Origin of the sequence: Desulfosediminicola ganghwensis, from assembly GCF_005116675.2 — a bacterium.
Classification (GTDB): Bacteria; Desulfobacterota; Desulfobulbia; order Desulfobulbales; family Desulfocapsaceae; genus Desulfopila; species Desulfopila ganghwensis.
This window is the reverse complement of record NZ_CP050699.1, coordinates 5,414,304-5,428,885: the sequence shown is the minus strand read 5'-3', so window position 1 is coordinate 5,428,885 and position 14,582 is coordinate 5,414,304. Positions and strand designations below refer to the sequence as shown.

The window sequence follows — 14,582 nt, the reverse complement described above, 5'->3', positions numbered from 1 at the left end:
ATCAATGGAGCTACGTAGTTTGCCATCTAGGTGGTTCTCTGTTTTGTCAAACGTTTCAGTAAGCCTACGATCTAGGTTGATGGCGATGCCTTCGCTGAGGCCGCTAATGATTGAAATAGTGAGACGTTCCTGCAGAATCATTCTGCAACGCTTCAACAGATTCATGCAGCTTTTTCCTGAAAGCAGCACGGAAGGAGTTGTCAACTACGGTGCGGTTGAAGCGGTCAAGCGAGCAGTTCTTGGAGTGCAGGCTCTGGAGCTACAATGTTCGATATCATGAAGTTCAAGGCTGACCTTATACAGCTGGAACATTGGGCGGCCCCTTTTACTCCGTAGCGTTGTCCGCCAAATTTCCCTCCACTGTCAATTCTAGAAATGACAAACGAATAGCTTGATCCCTGTTGTTGTGCTGCTGAACTTCTTTTGGGAGATTTCTGGCATCTGTATTTTCCATACAGCAACGTAAGCGTTTCACCAACTGTACTAGGATAAGTGGTTCCTATAGCGGACTCAACCACCTTACACAGAACTGACTTGAGTGACTTCCTGCAGCATCTGCAGAGTTATCATGGACGGCAGCAACTTCTTGTAATCCTCAACTGTCACTGCAAATGGCAACTTCCAAAAAAGGTAACGAAGATATTTGTAGGATTCGGAGTTGGGTGTATTATTCTTGCTGGTGTTTATTATGCGGTACCGTTTCTTAGAGGAGCTTGCGAAAGAGATACCTTATTACTCTGTCAGGCATGTGGTTAAGCCAGGTGTCACTGGATGGGCTCAAGTGTGTTACCCTTACGCAGCATCAAATGAAGATGCCTGCGTAAACTGGAAAATGATTTGTACTACCTCAAGAATATTTCATTTGCCTTGGACCTGCTGGTTATTTTTCACACAGTGAAAACAGTGCACTTTGGTAGAGGAGGGCGCTGATATTATTTTTTCACCCTTTATAAGGGGTATCAGATCTTTTCGACGTCGCGTTTTTCCTAGCAGAGATCCAAAATAATTTACCCTCCCGTATCATCTTCCAATAGTAAAAAAATCCAACTCCCACTGGCAGGTAAATGTAAAAAAAACATTTGCCTAACTAATAAGTGTTGTTGCAAGGTGGGTGTTGGTGTATGCTGGGTAGAGCATATACCTAACTTTTAAAAGGAGTAATAGTCGCGGGTTTCTCGCAATTGTTATAAGTACTGGAATGGTAAACATTTATAACTCTCTAAGGTTCAAACAAACACATTTTTCTTGAGAGAGTGGATTGTCTTTTCCAATCTTGGAAGTGTCGAGTTCCCAGGTGTTATGTCGGATCATTGTGTTAGATGGCTTGGTTATCGTAATAAAGGGCCATTGGATGATTCGTTAATGATTCAAATGGGGGAGGACGGCATATGTAATGATTTCTAAACTGTTAGAAAGGGGGGGTGTATCTTTTACATCCTGTAATTTCTATAACATTCAAAAAGGTCAGGTAGCCAGGGAGGAAGTTATGAAAAGAAAGGTTGTCAGGTGGGTGTTTTTGCTCTGTGCAAGCATACTGCTTACCGCAGGCGGAGCAATGGCAGATGGGTATCCATATTGGACCTTGACAGATCTTACAACGGGTACGGATGGTACTGCAAACTTTAGTGTTACTTTTGACAATGCTTCAAACAGTAACATTACCTTTGGAATTTTCAATACAACCGATCCAAGTAACACCGCGATTGACACGCTTATCCCAATTTTTGAGCCCGATACTGCAGTTGGATACACAGCAGCGGTAGAATTTACATGGGATGGTACGGAGTATGATGTTGTTGTGAGCCTGAGAGACAACACAGGAAACCTGGTGCAACCATCTGATTCCTATGATGGTTTTGGCGCGGACTTCGGCTTCTATTTTTACCGGGAAGCAGATGGCGGTCGTTGGATATTCTCTGATCCAGCCTTCAATAATAATGAGGGTGACAACTCCATGGACATGGTGGCAGATCTGGATAACGAACTTGTTTTTCTTCAATTGTATTACGGTGAAGAACTGAAATATGTCGTTCAGGCTGCCGACGTAGCTCCTGTACCCGAGCCAGCCACTATGTTGTTGCTTGGTTCTGGCCTTGCTGGTATCGCAGGCTGGAGAAGAAGAAAGAAGTAATCAATAATCCCTTAGTTTGGTTTTAGATCAGGCCTGCAGCGATTCGCTGCAGGCCTTTTTGCGTTATAGGAGTTGGTCTATGAAAGAGGGGAGATCTATTCTTTTCAATGTAACTTTTTAAGAAACACTGTTTTATATCCGTCATTCTGAATTAGTTGAACTCACTAATTTGCAAGGTATTTATCACCTATCCTGAATTGAGAGCAACTCTTCAAAAACAATCTGATTACCACTAAAGCTCAGCCTAACGTTTTGTTTGTCTGGGTGCACACTGTGTGCCACCCAGACAAGTCGATCAAAGGAAGTCATTTCCTCTCTGAAACTACGACGTATTCTAGGTATCTCCGCTACTGCTGCCATGCGGACCAAGTATAATCTGCAGATGGTTATGAAAATTTATGACGATTCCCTGCCGCTTAAAAATTTTGTGTAGGATGATGAAGTCTATTGGGGCGGCAATTGCTCTGGTGGAAAGCGAAGACGGGGTGCTAAAGGAAAAACACCATTTATCGCTGCTATCCTCACGAATAAGAAAGGTCCTCCACTGCTTATAGGTTTTGGCAGGGGGGGGGCAGTTTGATCCAGAATTTCGAGTATTTGATCGGTTGAGCACCATAATTGGTAATGTGAAAAATTCCATTACCGATATATGTCACTGGATAATCCATAGCCGTTTACCTCAATATCTGGGTGAATTCTGCTTTTGATTTAACCAGCCTGTCAATCTTCGCCGTTTGTTGAACTTCCATATGTATCATGCCTCACGACATTGGCCTCATTCCAGAGCGCTAACATTGGATTGCTGGTAGTTAGAAAAAAAATTTTCCAACATCCTGTTAAAACTACGCATGCAATTCGTCAGGTATTTTCTCCCTTGGATTTTTTTTAAAGCTGCCCTAAGCTACTCTTAGAAAACAAAATCAGGTGCCCCGCGTGGCTTGGGGCACCTGATATCAAATCGTTTCTGTCACTTTGCCGTTTCTTGCATTTTGCCGTTTTGGGTCCTTTATTGCTCATATCCAAAATTCCTGCAAAAACTGAATGTGGAGTGCAGCATCCAATTTTCATTAACAATGACTATGGGATGAAATTATGAAATCCAGGATGTTTGTTAAATCGTTGTTGTTAGCAGGGTGCTTAACCTTAGCCTCAACGTTAACTTACGCTAACAGTCTCATTTCCTGCTGGTCACTGTCGGATTTAACTGCAGGCCCCGATGGTACCGTCAACTTCGGCATTGCTTTTGATCGTGACTACTGGGATGAGATTTCTTTCGGTATTTTTACCGCAAACGGCAATATGCTCGACACCGAGGCATCGGTCTTCCATGGTATAGATATTTATGGAAATACTGCTATTGCGTCGTTTACCTTCGACGGCTCAAACTACGACCTTCAAGTAACAGTGAAAAATCCAGTTGGTGGTAATATAAGAGTGGATAATTATGATGACTTCGTTACTGACTTCGGATTTTACTATAAGGTTGATGGCTACAAGTACGATTCCGGAATCTACTCTGCTTCACAGTTCAACTTCAATGAGAATAAATGCCTCATGATGATGAACCCGGATTTTGGTGTTGACACGGTTAACGTCTCGTTATGGTACAACTCTGGTTGTTTCGATAAAATCAAGCACCTTGTCAACATGGCTGATGTTGCCCCTGTTCCAGTATCCGATCCGGCAACTATGTTTCTTTTAGGCACCGGCCTTGTGTGTCTTGCAGGGCTTCGCCGTAAGATGAAGAAGTAATTCTTTTGAATTACGCTTGCCCCAAAGGGGCCGTGCAGTGTGATCTGCCTTGGCCCTTTGGGCTGTGAACTATATGTTGTGGTGGCAAGAGTGTGCCTAACCGCATGTTGCACTAGTGTTGGCAATCGGGACAATAGTAGCTGGCTCTGCCACCGATAACAGACTTTGTTATGGTTCCTTCACATCTCCTGCAAGGTTGGTTTGCCCTGCCATAGACCTGGAAATTAATCTGAAAATAGCCACTGGACTGGTCGGCATTGACATAGTCACTGATTGTGGACCCGCCGCACTCAATGGCGTGTTGCAGAACCGTTTGAATTTTTTCAACGATAACCGTCCACTTTTTTCGGGGGATAGTAGAAGTTATGCGGTTGGGACGAATACCAGCCTCAAAGAGGCTTTCGTTGGCGTAGATATTACCAACCCCGACGACCACCTGATTGGTCATGAGAAAGGTCTTGACCGGGATAGAACGCGAGCGGGACAGATCGTAGAGATATTTGGCATTAAATGCATCGCTGAACGGCTCCGGTCCGGATGTGCGGAAGAAGGTCTCTTCGAGCATTGGCACTTCCCGGGCTGTAACCAGGTTCATTGAACCAAACCTCCTGACGTCTGTGTAGCGCAGTTCCATACCGTTATCGAGCAGAAATTGCACATGGCAATGCTTTGCGGGTGGTGTTTCCGGTGAAAAGATGCCGAGATTGCCAGTCATGCCAAGGTGGATGATCAATATGGTGCCATTATCCATCTCAACCATGAGAAACTTCGCACGTCTAGTGACTGAGGATACTCTCGCCCCAATCATATGAAGGCGCATCTCTGTTATGGGCAGAGGCTGACGCAGATCTTTGCCGCTATGGGAAATGGCTATGATTTCCCTGTTATTAATATGCGGTCTGATACCACGGCATATGGTTTCTACTTCTGGCAACTCTGGCATAGGATTCTTTATTTGGGCAGAATGCAGAAAGCGATGGCGTAGCCGTCATAGAGCTCGATACCGACATCTATGGTTAATGGGTAGTTGTCAAAATACCTTGAGCTTATGAGAAAACTTAATTGCCAACCATTGGTGTGCGCTTCGGCCTGGGTGAGTATAAGTTCGAGAAAACCTGGCATCCGCTCACTGCTGAGTGCCTTCTTGGCAGCTTCCTTTGCCGTCCATAGAAGGGTAAGATGCATGAGTTCCGAAAGATCTCCAAAATTTTTACAGAGTACCTCTTCTTCCTCAGGCCAGCAGAATTTTTCACGTACCCTGAGCAGGGTATCCTGGGAGCGTTGGATGTCTATGCCGCATTGAGTCTCCGCAACCAAGGCAACTCCAAAGTCTGCACCATGTGATATGGACAGATCAACTTCTAGAGGTGTTTGGGCGTTTTGTACCTGTAGCAGGGGACGGCCACTGGCGGCGTTCCCTATCAGTATCTCCCGGGGGGTGAACAGGCGGTCATTTTGGGCAAACTTATTATGATATTGGATAAATGCCGTTTTGGCACAAACTCGACCGGTGAGCCACTCTTTTTGGCGTTTTTCAAGTTTAAATGAGGTGGCCTCAGAGAGCTCTTGTTTGTTGAGGCTGTGCAGCTTTGCTGGTATGTTGCTGCATATCTGCTGATATTCACCAAGAGCCATAATGGGCAGCATAACAGCCTGAAACCGATGGCGGGGGTTAAGGAGTCGAATCAGGCCAAGAAGATTTTTAGGGAAAATATTAACAAACATCGGAGTGTTGCACATTGGCAGGTGTTGGAAAAAAAACTTGCAATTTGTATGCAGGCTGCTAACTAATAGACACTGTTTATTCCGGTTATCCCGGTCTTTTCTGTAACTTTATCAGAGGTATATTATGGATGGTGGCGCTGGTGTGACAGCCTATGATATTGTCGTTCTTTCACTTTTTGCCATTTTGATCGGACGCGGCATCTGGCTTGGTTTTATCAAGCAGATAACTGGCTTGCTTGCGCTCTATCTTGGCTACATTGTGGCTAGTCGGTATCATGACAAATTCTTTCCCTTTTTGCGAGATTTATCCGATAACCCCGAAATTGTCTTTCTGGCCAGCTATGTCATACTTTTCATAGTTACCTATATCATAATACTTTTGTTTGGAAAGTTGCTGGCGCACACCATTCAAGTCTCTATTGTCGGCTGGTTTGATCGTATTCTCGGTGCGGTTCTCGGTTTTGGCAAGGCACTGATCATTGTCGTGCTGATGCATATGGTCCTGGGAGCTGTTCTTTCACCGGAAAGCAAAATGACCCGCGATTGCCAAAGTTGTGACACCTTGAACGCAGCGTCAGAGGTCACCCGGGACCTGATTTCCAGCAAAGAGGTGCGTGAAGCTTTAAAACGGCGGGAGCCGGCCATTACCCTCGATGCAGTAAAGGGTTACCTGAAGCCGATATCTTCGACTCTTTTTAATTCAGGCGGGGAGACTGCAAAGGGTAAGGCGGAAGCTGGAGAAAAAGCTGCTGCAAATACTGAGAAATAATATGAGGGGGCAGGGACTGCATGGGTGATACTCCGCAAAAGCGCAAGCAGGTGAGAGCTCCAGAGTCATATGTCCAGCGCGATTATCGCCTGGTGGCGGATGTCAGCGAGCTGAGCTCTGCGAGGGTCTGTATTGAAGAGACAGATCTTCATATCTCATGCGATCGCATGGATGAGGATGCAGCCAGGGATTTGGTGCTACAGGCACGGTTGCAGTTGCAGTCTTATATCGATCGCTTTCCTGAATTTGCGACTTCGCTGATACCACGACCTGTCGATGAGTCGGCGCCAGCCCTTATACGGCAGATGCTGGTCGCCGCCCGGGCCACGGAGGTGGGGCCGATGGCAGCGGTGGCCGGTACCTTGGCAGAGTATGTGGGTAATGGTTTGTTGAGGGAGGGGGCAACGGAAGTCATTGTAGAAAACGGCGGTGATATTTTTTTAAGCCGGAAAAAGGACAGCAGGATAGCCATCTTTGCCGGTCAGTCACCTTTGAGCTATAATGTGGGGATAAAAATAGCTGCAGGGCGGATGCCCTGCGGAGTGTGCACTTCTTCAGGTACGGTGGGGCATTCCTTGAGCTTCGGTGATGCCGATTCTGTCACAGTGCTGGCAGAAAGTACAGCGCTTGCAGATGCGGCCGCCACGAGGTTGGGCAACGAGGTCGGCAAGGGTAAAGGAGGCAAGGAAGGAGTGAACAGGGCGCTTGCTGTCGCAAAGTCCATTCCTGACATTCGTGGAGTGGTGGTTATCTGTGGTGAGGTAATAGGCGCAGCAGGAGAGGTTGAACTCGTCAGCTTGTCGTGAGGGATCTGATAATGGTTGAGCATGGAGCAGATTCGGGAGGAAAGCAACCACTTGGGGAAAATCGTGCCCTGGAGAGGATGCACCTCGTATTCTATTTACGGGTTTTTGATGGCATGAGCAACAGGGTTGTCGGCCATATTGTCAACATCTCCCACCAGGGGATGATGCTGATCTGTGATGAACCGGTTTCGGTCGATCAGAAATACAGACTGCGTATGCGGTTACCGACTGAAATTGCTGACAAGGATGAGCTCATTTTCAGCGCAACCAGTCGTTGGTGCAAACAGGACGAAAATCCGCACTTTTATATAGCAGGCTTCGAAATACACAAAATTACCACAGAGGTGAGCAAGTATATCGATCAACTCCTGAAAAAATTCAGCTTTCAGTCCTGAGCGATAGAGGTTGGAGAGCGGAGTGAGGTGAGAGGGGGAGACCATCTGTTCCGATTACTCCCACTCTCCTGAGTAGCTCTATATTCCCAATGAAGTTTCAGCTTCTTTCAGAAGTTCTTCCCTGTGATGATTCACAAAACGATCGATATCTTTCTGCCAGTGTCGAAAAGTGGAGATGCCAGCGCCATCAAGCCGGCTGTTGGCGAGAATAGAATTGGCAGGGCGGTGGGCAGGTGTTGGATAATCGCTGGTAGCGCAGGGGGAGAAATTATGCTCTATGCCCATTTTCATGAGAAAGTATAGCGCGGCTTCAAACCAGGTGGAGTAGCCATCGGCTGTTGCATGGACGATTCCCTTGATGTCTGAAGTCAGCAAGCGCTCTATCTGTTGCGCCAGGGTGTACGACCAGGTGAGTGAACCGTACTGGTCATGGACTACCCGTACTCCGTTGGCCAGTTTGCCGGCCTTGTCGGCAAGTGCCAGACGCAGCATTGTTTTCAGGAAATTTTTGCCATGGGCTGAATAGAGCCAGGCCGTTCGTAAAATAACGTAATCTTCTGCATAGCGCGCTATAGCTTCTTCGCCGGCAAGTTTGGATCTTCCATACTCGGAAAGCGGGTTGGTTGAATCATTTTCTGTGTACGCCTCAGGAGCAGGCAGGGAGCCGTCGAACACGTAGTCTGTCGAGATATGTATCAGCCTGAAGTTATGCTCGTGACTGGCCTTAGCCAGTAATTCAGGCCCGAGCGCGTTTACTTTCCAGGCGTGTTCCCTTTCGGTCTCACAGGCGTCAACTGCAGTGTAGGCGGCGCAGTTTATCAATACCTCGGGCTGGTGCCGGGCAATATGGCTGTTGATGGTTGCAGCGTCACTGATATCCATACGTGGGGCGTTGCAGCCAATCACCTGGTGATTTTCAGCGAGCAGCGCACAGCAATCGCGGCCGAGCTGTCCGGTACTTCCGGTAATAACAATTTTCATAGATCTTAACGCATCTGAAATTCTGAGGATATTTCCCTGATATACTGACCATACTGGTTTTTAAGCATGTCTTCGGCCAGGCTGTTGAGTTGGTCCAAGGTGATATAGCCGAGTTGGAAGGCGATTTCTTCTATGCAGGCAATTTTTAGCCCCTGGCGTTCCTGAACCGCCTGCACATAGTTGGAAGCCTGCATAAGCGACTCATGGGTACCGGTATCGAGCCAGCAAAAGCCGCGGCCAAGGGGTTCTACAGAGAGTTTACCGCGCCTCAGGTACTCGTTGTTTATATCGGTGATTTCCAGCTCACCCCGTGCAGATGGTGTGATCCCTTCTGCGATTTCAAGAACATTATTATCGTAGAAATAGAGGCCGGGAACTGCATATTTTGATTTTGGCTTGAACGGTTTTTCTTCAATGCCGAATACCTGATTTTTTTCATCGAATTCAACCACGCCGTATCGCTCTGGATCTTTTACCAGGTAACCAAAAATCAGGCCGCCTTCAGTGAGTTGTGCTGCGCTTTTGACAATACGTGAAAAACCGGGGCCGAAAAAGATGTTGTCACCAAGTATAAGGCAAACCGAATCATCTCCGATGAATTCCCGGCCTATGATGAAGGCCTGGGCAAGTCCCTCTGGCTTTGGCTGTACTTCGTAGCTGATTCTCAGCCCCAGATGGCTGCCGTCGCCAAAGAGGTCTTCAAAACCCGGCAGGTCATGCGGTGTGGAAATGATCAGAATATCACGTATGCCCGCCAGCATCAGCACGGAAAGTGGGTAATATATCATTGGCTTATCATATACCGGGATAAGCTGTTTGCTGACGACACGGGTGAGAGGGTAGAGGCGGGTTCCCGAGCCTCCGGCAAGGATTATTCCTTTCATAAGAAGTGTTTTTTCAGGAGTTTAGGTTTGGTCGTTGATGTTGGCTTGAATTTCTTATACTATCGAGTATATCACATAATCAATTTGATAGTATAACCGCCCAAAATAAAATATGAAATGGTATTATGGTAGATAAAATTCCGGCCTGTTTCAAGGCCTATGACATACGCGGCAAAGTTCCGGAAGAGTTGAACCCTGATCTGGCCAGGCAGATTGGGCGAGCTTATAGCAAAATTTTTGGAGTTCAGCGTGTTGCGGTTGGTTATGACATCCGGTTGAGCAGCAAGGAGTTGGCTGGTGCACTAATTGCCGGTCTTCTCGAAAGCGGAGTGGACGTGGTAAATATAGGGCTTTGCGGTACCGAAGAGATCTACCATGCAGCGTTTTCAATGCAGGGCTCAGGTGTTGACGGTGGAATAATTGTTACCGCAAGTCATAATCCTGCTGATTACAATGGCATGAAGTTTGTGGTTCAGGGTGCACGGCCGGTCACCGGTGAATCCGGTCTGTTGGAAATGGCCCGGCTTATAAACGAGGGTGGTTTGTCCGGTAAGAAAGACGGGCATGGACGAGAGTCGTCGCTGGAGGATAAAACTCCGTATATAGATCATCTCCTCAGTTATGTAGACGCAGCTCAGCTCAAGCCGCTGAAGATTGTGGTGAACAGTGGCAATGGTTGCGCTGGTGCAATAGTTGATCTGCTGGAACAACATCTGCCATTCGAATTTATACGTTTGAATCATGAACCGGACGGCACCTTCCCAAAAGGTGTGCCAAACCCCCTATTGCCGGAAAATCGAGAGGAAACCGCGGCGATGGTTAGGAAGACCGGGGCGGATCTCGGACTTGCCTGGGATGGGGATTTTGACCGATGCTTTTTCTGGGATGAGCGAGGGGAATTTATAGAAGGGTATTACATTGTCGGTTTACTGGCCCAGGAGATGTTGGTCCAGGAGCCCGGCAGCAAAATTCTGTACGATCCAAGGCTCACCTGGAACAGTGAAGAGGTTATCAGGCAGGCGGGGGGGATACCGGTTATTACCAGAACAGGTCATGCCTTCATTAAAGAGCGCATGCGAGAAGAAGATGCCATTTATGGCGGTGAGATGTCTGCGCACCATTACTTCAGGAAATTTGGCTACTGCGATTCGGGCATGATTCCCTGGCTTTTGGTTTGCGCTCAGCTGAGTATTGATAAGCGTAAACTATCAGAGCTGGTGACCGAGCGAATGAGCGCCTACCCGGTTTCCGGAGAGATTAATCGTAGAGTAGCTGATGCAGATACGGTAATTCAGGCTATTGAAGAGAGATATTCTGACGGAAAGAAAACCTATATTGATGGTTTGTCGGTAGAATTCTCAGACTTCCGGTTTAATGTGCGAAAATCGAATACCGAACCCCTGTTGCGGCTCAATGTGGAAACCAGAGGTGATGTAGAGCTACTCCGGCAGAAGACAGGAGAGTTATTGGCTCTTATCGAGGGTGCTTAGCCGGCATCTCCAACTTCTGGTCGTAGAGGGATATAAACAAAATGCCAAAAATACGAGGTGCATCTGTGCCAAAAATACAACCTGTCATCTTAGCTGGCGGAAGCGGTTCCAGGCTTTGGCCGCTTTCGCGTGAATTGTATCCGAAGCAGTTGTTGCAGCTTACCAACGAACATTCCCTGCTGCAGACCACTCTTTTGAGAATACATGCGCTTGATAATGTCCTGCCACCGGTGATTGTGGTGGGAGAGGAGCATCGGTTTACCACCACGATGCAGATCGAGGAGCTTGGTGTATTTCCGGAATTTACTATCCTTCTTGAGTCCACTGGCCGTAACACGGCTCCGGCTATTTGCGGGGCGGTTGAATATTGCTCGGCAAATATCGCCGATGATGCTGTGATGCTGGTATTGCCGGCAGATCATGTGGTGTTGAAGGTAGATGCTTTTTGTGAGGCCGTAGGCCATGCAGCCGAACTCGCTCAAAAAGGGGCTATTGTCACTTTTGGAATCGAGCCGACACACCCTGAAACGGGCTATGGTTATATAGAGCGCGGAGAGAAGAGTAGGGTTCGATCATTTAAGGAAAAGCCGGACCTGGCCGTGGCTCAGGAGTATTGCCTCAGTGGCAATTATTTCTGGAACAGTGGTATGTTTGCCTTTTCGCTGACAGCTTTTAAAGACGAGATGGCACAACATGCGGCTGAAATTTATAACTGCATGAAAAAAGCGGTTGCGACTGGAACCAGAGACGGAGCTTTTTTTCGATTTAATCCCGACGTGATCGAACAATGCCCAAGCGATTCGATCGACTATGCCCTGATGGAAAAAACCGATAAAGCATCAGTTGTTGCCGCGGATCTCGGGTGGAGTGATATAGGATCATGGCAGGCTCTGTGGCAGGTGCTGGATAAGGATGCTGATGGTAATGTTTGTCAGGGTGATGTTTTGCTTGAAGACACCAGAAACTGCCTCGTTAGATCCGGCGATACACTGGTTGCTGCTGTCGGCATGGAGGATACCCTGATAGTTGAGACAGCCGATGCCGTATTGGTGGCACCCCTTTCGCGGGCTCAGGATGTAAAGAAAATAGTAAACAAGCTGAAAAAGAAAAATCGTAAGGAATTTAAATTCCACCGGACAGTCCATAGACCTTGGGGGAATTACACGGTTTTGGAAGAGCAGGAACGCTATCAGATGAAGCGGATTACTGTTAACCCGAAAGCGAAACTTTCACTGCAGATGCATCATCATCGCTATGAGCATTGGGTTGTGGTCAAGGGGACAGCACGGGTGACGAACGGGGACGAGGTGCTGCTGGTCTATGAGAACGAGTCGGTCTATATTCCTGCGGGCTCAGTTCACCGTCTTGAGAATCCAGGTGTTATTGCTCTGGAGCTCATTGAGGTGCAGATAGGGCCGTATCTTGGCGAAGACGATATCGTCCGTTTCGAAGATGAATATGGGCGAGATGAAAATTAGCCGGGTGTTTCTGGCAGGTCAGCTGGTCGTCTAAAACTGCAATTCTTCGCGTTCGGATCCGTCTGATCGCGGAGAATGCAAATAGTTAATTGGCTCTCTATTTAGATTCTGCCCTTTTTTTACCTCTAAAAAGGCGTCTACATATTTCTGGTAGACCCTCTTGTGTTCACCGTGAAGTTCTTCAAAGGCAATTCCAGAAATATATCTCCCCATTTTCTCTCGGCAGTACACTATCGTCCCAATCAGGTCAACCAGATCTTCTTCCAGGCCAACCGTTATTTCAAGGCGGGTTCCTGGCTCAAGTTCATGCGCTGTCTCCAGCTTAATTCCACCTGCACTTACATCGATGGTGCGGCCCATGGAATAGGTCGTCTTGGTGCCGTCATCTTCCAGAACCAGATAGTCCAGCAGGTGAATGGCGTTGTGTCGAATGAATTTCCGTTTTTCGCTCATAGGGTTGCCTTGTTAGAGTTATCAGCAGAATGAGTTAGGCCGGGATTATTATGAGAAATCCCAGATCAAATGTTCCTGGGCCCCTGGCAAGAAATCAATGATGGCGCTGTGATGTGTCAGGCAGTGGCTGGTGGTTTTGTGCCGTTAGCTGACAGAGTTTTTTCTGGCAGCCTGAAGCCTTGGCATGCGTACTGATATGGTAGCATCGCCAAGCATACATGAGTGTGCATGAGGTGTGTCGTCATAAAAAAGCTGCAGGTTGAAATATGCCTGGAGTCCGTCCCTGCAGCTCGTGATGATTGCAAAATGTAACTTGGAAAGGAAAGCGGTTTTAAAGATGAGCGTATTCCGGAAACAGCTCGGCAATTGCCATCTTGTCGGCCTTGCATCTGCCACGCTCGGTAATGAGTTCTGTGACGAGCCTGGCGGGTGTTATGTCAAAACTGTAGTTTGCTGCTTTGGTGCCCGGCGCAGCGATGGCTACCGTATTGGCAGCGCCGGAAGGATCAAGCCCGGAAATTTTTGTAATCTCATCGCCTGACCGCATTTCTATCGGAATATCGTACCCGTTATCGATGGTCCAGTCAAAGGTTGAAGATGGTAGTGCGACGTAAAAAGGGATGCTGTTGTCTCTGGCGGCCAGGGCTTTCAGATAGGTGCCGATCTTGTTGGCAACATCTCCTGCTCTGGTGGTTCTGTCCGTGCCAACGATTACCATGTCTACCATGCCATGTTGCATCAGATGGCCACCGGCATTGTCGGTGATCAGCGTATTGTCGATACCTTCCTGCTGTAATTCCCAGGCGGTAAGTTTGGCGCCCTGATTCCAGGGTCGGGTTTCATCGACCCAGACGTGGACCGGGATGCCGGCATCCCGTGCTGCATAAATCGGGGCTGTGGCACTTCCGTAGTCAACAAAGGCAAGCCAGCCGGCATTGCAGTGGGTGAGGATGTTGACCGGCTTGCCGCCTTTCTTTTTGCTTATTTCGGCAATCAACTCTTTACCATGCTCTCCAAGTCGTTTGCAGAAATCAGCGTCTTCATCGGCGATTGCACAGGCGGTGTCAAAAGCAACTTTGCGTTTTGCCGCTGCCGATTCAACCTGGTTCAGTGCGGCAAGAACTCTGTCTACTGCCCATTTAAGATTTCTTGCTGTTGGCCTGCTGGAGTTGAGATGCTCGCCTGCTTTGATCATCTCTTCCATGAAGCTATCGTCAGAAGCTTTGCAGGCGGCTATATACATGCCGAAGCCGGCTGTCGCTCCAATGAGGCCGGCGCCGCGGACGTGCATTTCGCGTATGGCTTTGAACACGTCATCGACGGTGCAAAGTTGTTCTACGATAAAGGAGTGGGGTAGCTGGCGCTGGTCTATGATGTTGATAACACCATTTTTCCCGATTTCCGGCCAGATGGTTCTGTAGTGCTTTCCATGTATGTTCATAATCTTGCCTAAAAAGTCATGTATGTATCTGGTTGAGGGGTGTGGCTTGACAGGTCTGGCCAGAATACTGCGATGGTTGGCAAATGTAAACGCGTTCGAAACAGAGATCTGCTCTTTAACCAGCATTTAACATGGCACCGGCAGGTGGAAAGGACTCAAGGGGAGGGAAGGAGTAAAACGCCCCAGAAGGGGATCTGGTAAGATCTAAAACTAAAATATAACAAAAAAGTAATTAATAGTTCGTGTGAAAAACTGGATATCTCATCGTTAAAATGGA

14 protein-coding genes and 1 pseudogene are annotated in these 14,582 nt (G+C 47.7%); 9 read left to right on the top strand and 6 right to left on the bottom strand.

Annotation, left to right across the window (positions count from 1 at the left end):
• Nucleotides 1–106 precede the first annotated feature (106 nt).
• From FCL45_RS23390 to FCL45_RS23375, 4 genes and pseudogenes are all read left to right on the top strand, one after another.
• Nucleotides 107–280, top strand: coding sequence for a hypothetical protein (locus FCL45_RS23390; RefSeq protein ID WP_153305534.1), 174 nt, complete (start codon nt 107–109; stop codon nt 278–280).
• 411 nt (nt 281–691) lie between these two features.
• A pseudogene (locus FCL45_RS25435) lies at nt 692–930 on the top strand (sugar transferase); the annotation flags it as partial.
• A gap of 556 nt (nt 931–1,486) precedes the next feature.
• Nucleotides 1,487–2,131: a PEP-CTERM sorting domain-containing protein gene (locus FCL45_RS23380; RefSeq protein ID WP_167495645.1), complete on the top strand. Its 645-nt coding sequence runs from the start codon at nt 1,487–1,489 to the stop codon at nt 2,129–2,131.
• Nucleotides 2,132–3,223: 1,092 nt separating this feature from the next.
• Nucleotides 3,224–3,883, top strand: a complete 660-nt coding sequence (locus FCL45_RS23375; protein WP_136795753.1) for a PEP-CTERM sorting domain-containing protein — start codon at nt 3,224–3,226, stop codon at nt 3,881–3,883.
• A gap of 112 nt (nt 3,884–3,995) precedes the next feature.
• Here FCL45_RS23375 and mutM read toward each other — a convergent pair whose 3' ends face one another.
• Nucleotides 3,996–4,826 carry a bifunctional DNA-formamidopyrimidine glycosylase/DNA-(apurinic or apyrimidinic site) lyase gene (gene mutM, locus FCL45_RS23370; protein WP_136795752.1) on the bottom strand — a complete coding sequence of 277 codons (831 nt, stop codon included), beginning with the start codon at nt 4,824–4,826 and terminating at the stop codon, nt 3,996–3,998.
• 8 nt (nt 4,827–4,834) lie between these two features.
• Nucleotides 4,835–5,608, bottom strand: coding sequence for a 4'-phosphopantetheinyl transferase family protein (locus tag FCL45_RS23365; protein ID WP_167495644.1), 774 nt, complete (start codon nt 5,606–5,608; stop codon nt 4,835–4,837).
• Nucleotides 5,609–5,732: 124 nt separating this feature from the next.
• On the opposite strand from FCL45_RS23365, the gene FCL45_RS23360 reads away from it, so the two are divergent.
• The 3 genes from FCL45_RS23360 to FCL45_RS23350 are packed head-to-tail and all read left to right on the top strand — an operon-like array spanning nt 5,733 to nt 7,578.
• The gene (locus FCL45_RS23360) at nt 5,733–6,377 is read left to right on the top strand and encodes a CvpA family protein (RefSeq protein ID WP_136795750.1); all 645 of its coding nucleotides are present in this window, start codon (nt 5,733–5,735) and stop codon (nt 6,375–6,377) included.
• 20 nt (nt 6,378–6,397) lie between these two features.
• Nucleotides 6,398–7,183 carry a UPF0280 family protein gene (locus FCL45_RS23355; RefSeq protein ID WP_217907623.1) on the top strand — a complete coding sequence of 262 codons (786 nt, stop codon included), beginning with the start codon at nt 6,398–6,400 and terminating at the stop codon, nt 7,181–7,183.
• Between the two features lie 11 nt (nt 7,184–7,194).
• A complete protein-coding gene (locus FCL45_RS23350; protein ID WP_136795749.1) occupies nt 7,195–7,578 on the top strand; it encodes a PilZ domain-containing protein in 384 nt (127 codons plus the stop codon).
• 78 nt (nt 7,579–7,656) lie between these two features.
• Here the strand turns inward: FCL45_RS23350 and rfbD are convergent, their stop codons facing one another.
• Entirely contained in the window at nt 7,657–8,559 is a 903-nt protein-coding gene (gene rfbD, locus FCL45_RS23345) for a dTDP-4-dehydrorhamnose reductase (RefSeq protein WP_136795748.1), read from the bottom strand.
• Nucleotides 8,560–8,564: 5 nt separating this feature from the next.
• Complete coding sequence (gene rfbA, locus FCL45_RS23340) at nt 8,565–9,443, bottom strand: glucose-1-phosphate thymidylyltransferase RfbA (protein ID WP_136795747.1); 879 nt, start codon at nt 9,441–9,443, stop codon at nt 8,565–8,567.
• Nucleotides 9,444–9,568: 125 nt separating this feature from the next.
• On the opposite strand from rfbA, the gene FCL45_RS23335 reads away from it, so the two are divergent.
• Nucleotides 9,569–10,933, top strand: a complete 1,365-nt coding sequence (locus FCL45_RS23335; protein ID WP_136795746.1) for a phosphohexomutase domain-containing protein — start codon at nt 9,569–9,571, stop codon at nt 10,931–10,933.
• A 41-nt stretch (nt 10,934–10,974) separates the two neighbouring features.
• The gene (locus tag FCL45_RS23330; RefSeq protein ID WP_136795745.1) at nt 10,975–12,411 is read left to right on the top strand and encodes a mannose-1-phosphate guanylyltransferase/mannose-6-phosphate isomerase; all 1,437 of its coding nucleotides are present in this window, start codon (nt 10,975–10,977) and stop codon (nt 12,409–12,411) included.
• Nucleotides 12,412–12,441: 30 nt separating this feature from the next.
• On the opposite strand, the gene FCL45_RS23325 is transcribed toward FCL45_RS23330, so the two are convergent.
• Together FCL45_RS23325 and mtnA are read right to left on the bottom strand one after the other, a co-directional pair.
• The gene (locus tag FCL45_RS23325) at nt 12,442–12,864 is read right to left on the bottom strand and encodes a PilZ domain-containing protein (RefSeq protein WP_136795744.1); all 423 of its coding nucleotides are present in this window, start codon (nt 12,862–12,864) and stop codon (nt 12,442–12,444) included.
• Nucleotides 12,865–13,195: 331 nt separating this feature from the next.
• Complete coding sequence (mtnA, locus tag FCL45_RS23320; RefSeq protein ID WP_136795743.1) at nt 13,196–14,305, bottom strand: S-methyl-5-thioribose-1-phosphate isomerase; 1,110 nt, start codon at nt 14,303–14,305, stop codon at nt 13,196–13,198.
• Nucleotides 14,306–14,582: the final 277 nt, after the last annotated feature.

Excerpts from the sequence above, each read along its gene's own strand:
- FCL45_RS23355 (WP_217907623.1), top strand. The coding sequence starts at position 6,398 with ATGGGTGATACTCCGCAAAAGCGCAAGCAGGTGAGAGCTCCAGAGTCA.
- FCL45_RS23325 (WP_136795744.1), bottom strand. The coding sequence starts at position 12,864 with ATGAGCGAAAAACGGAAATTCATTCGACACAACGCCATTCACCTGCTG.
- FCL45_RS23360 (WP_136795750.1), top strand. The coding sequence starts at position 5,733 with ATGGATGGTGGCGCTGGTGTGACAGCCTATGATATTGTCGTTCTTTCA.
- FCL45_RS23335 (WP_136795746.1), top strand. The coding sequence starts at position 9,569 with ATGGTAGATAAAATTCCGGCCTGTTTCAAGGCCTATGACATACGCGGC.
- FCL45_RS23380 (WP_167495645.1), top strand. The coding sequence starts at position 1,487 with ATGAAAAGAAAGGTTGTCAGGTGGGTGTTTTTGCTCTGTGCAAGCATA.
- mtnA (WP_136795743.1), bottom strand. The coding sequence starts at position 14,305 with ATGAACATACATGGAAAGCACTACAGAACCATCTGGCCGGAAATCGGG.
- rfbD (WP_136795748.1), bottom strand. The coding sequence starts at position 8,559 with ATGAAAATTGTTATTACCGGAAGTACCGGACAGCTCGGCCGCGATTGC.
- FCL45_RS23375 (WP_136795753.1), top strand. The coding sequence starts at position 3,224 with ATGAAATCCAGGATGTTTGTTAAATCGTTGTTGTTAGCAGGGTGCTTA.
- rfbA (WP_136795747.1), bottom strand. The coding sequence starts at position 9,443 with ATGAAAGGAATAATCCTTGCCGGAGGCTCGGGAACCCGCCTCTACCCT.
- FCL45_RS23350 (WP_136795749.1), top strand. The coding sequence starts at position 7,195 with ATGGTTGAGCATGGAGCAGATTCGGGAGGAAAGCAACCACTTGGGGAA.
- FCL45_RS23365 (WP_167495644.1), bottom strand. The coding sequence starts at position 5,608 with ATGTTTGTTAATATTTTCCCTAAAAATCTTCTTGGCCTGATTCGACTC.
- mutM (WP_136795752.1), bottom strand. The coding sequence starts at position 4,826 with ATGCCAGAGTTGCCAGAAGTAGAAACCATATGCCGTGGTATCAGACCG.
- FCL45_RS23330 (WP_136795745.1), top strand. The coding sequence starts at position 10,975 with ATGCCAAAAATACGAGGTGCATCTGTGCCAAAAATACAACCTGTCATC.
- FCL45_RS23390 (WP_153305534.1), top strand. The coding sequence starts at position 107 with ATGATTGAAATAGTGAGACGTTCCTGCAGAATCATTCTGCAACGCTTC.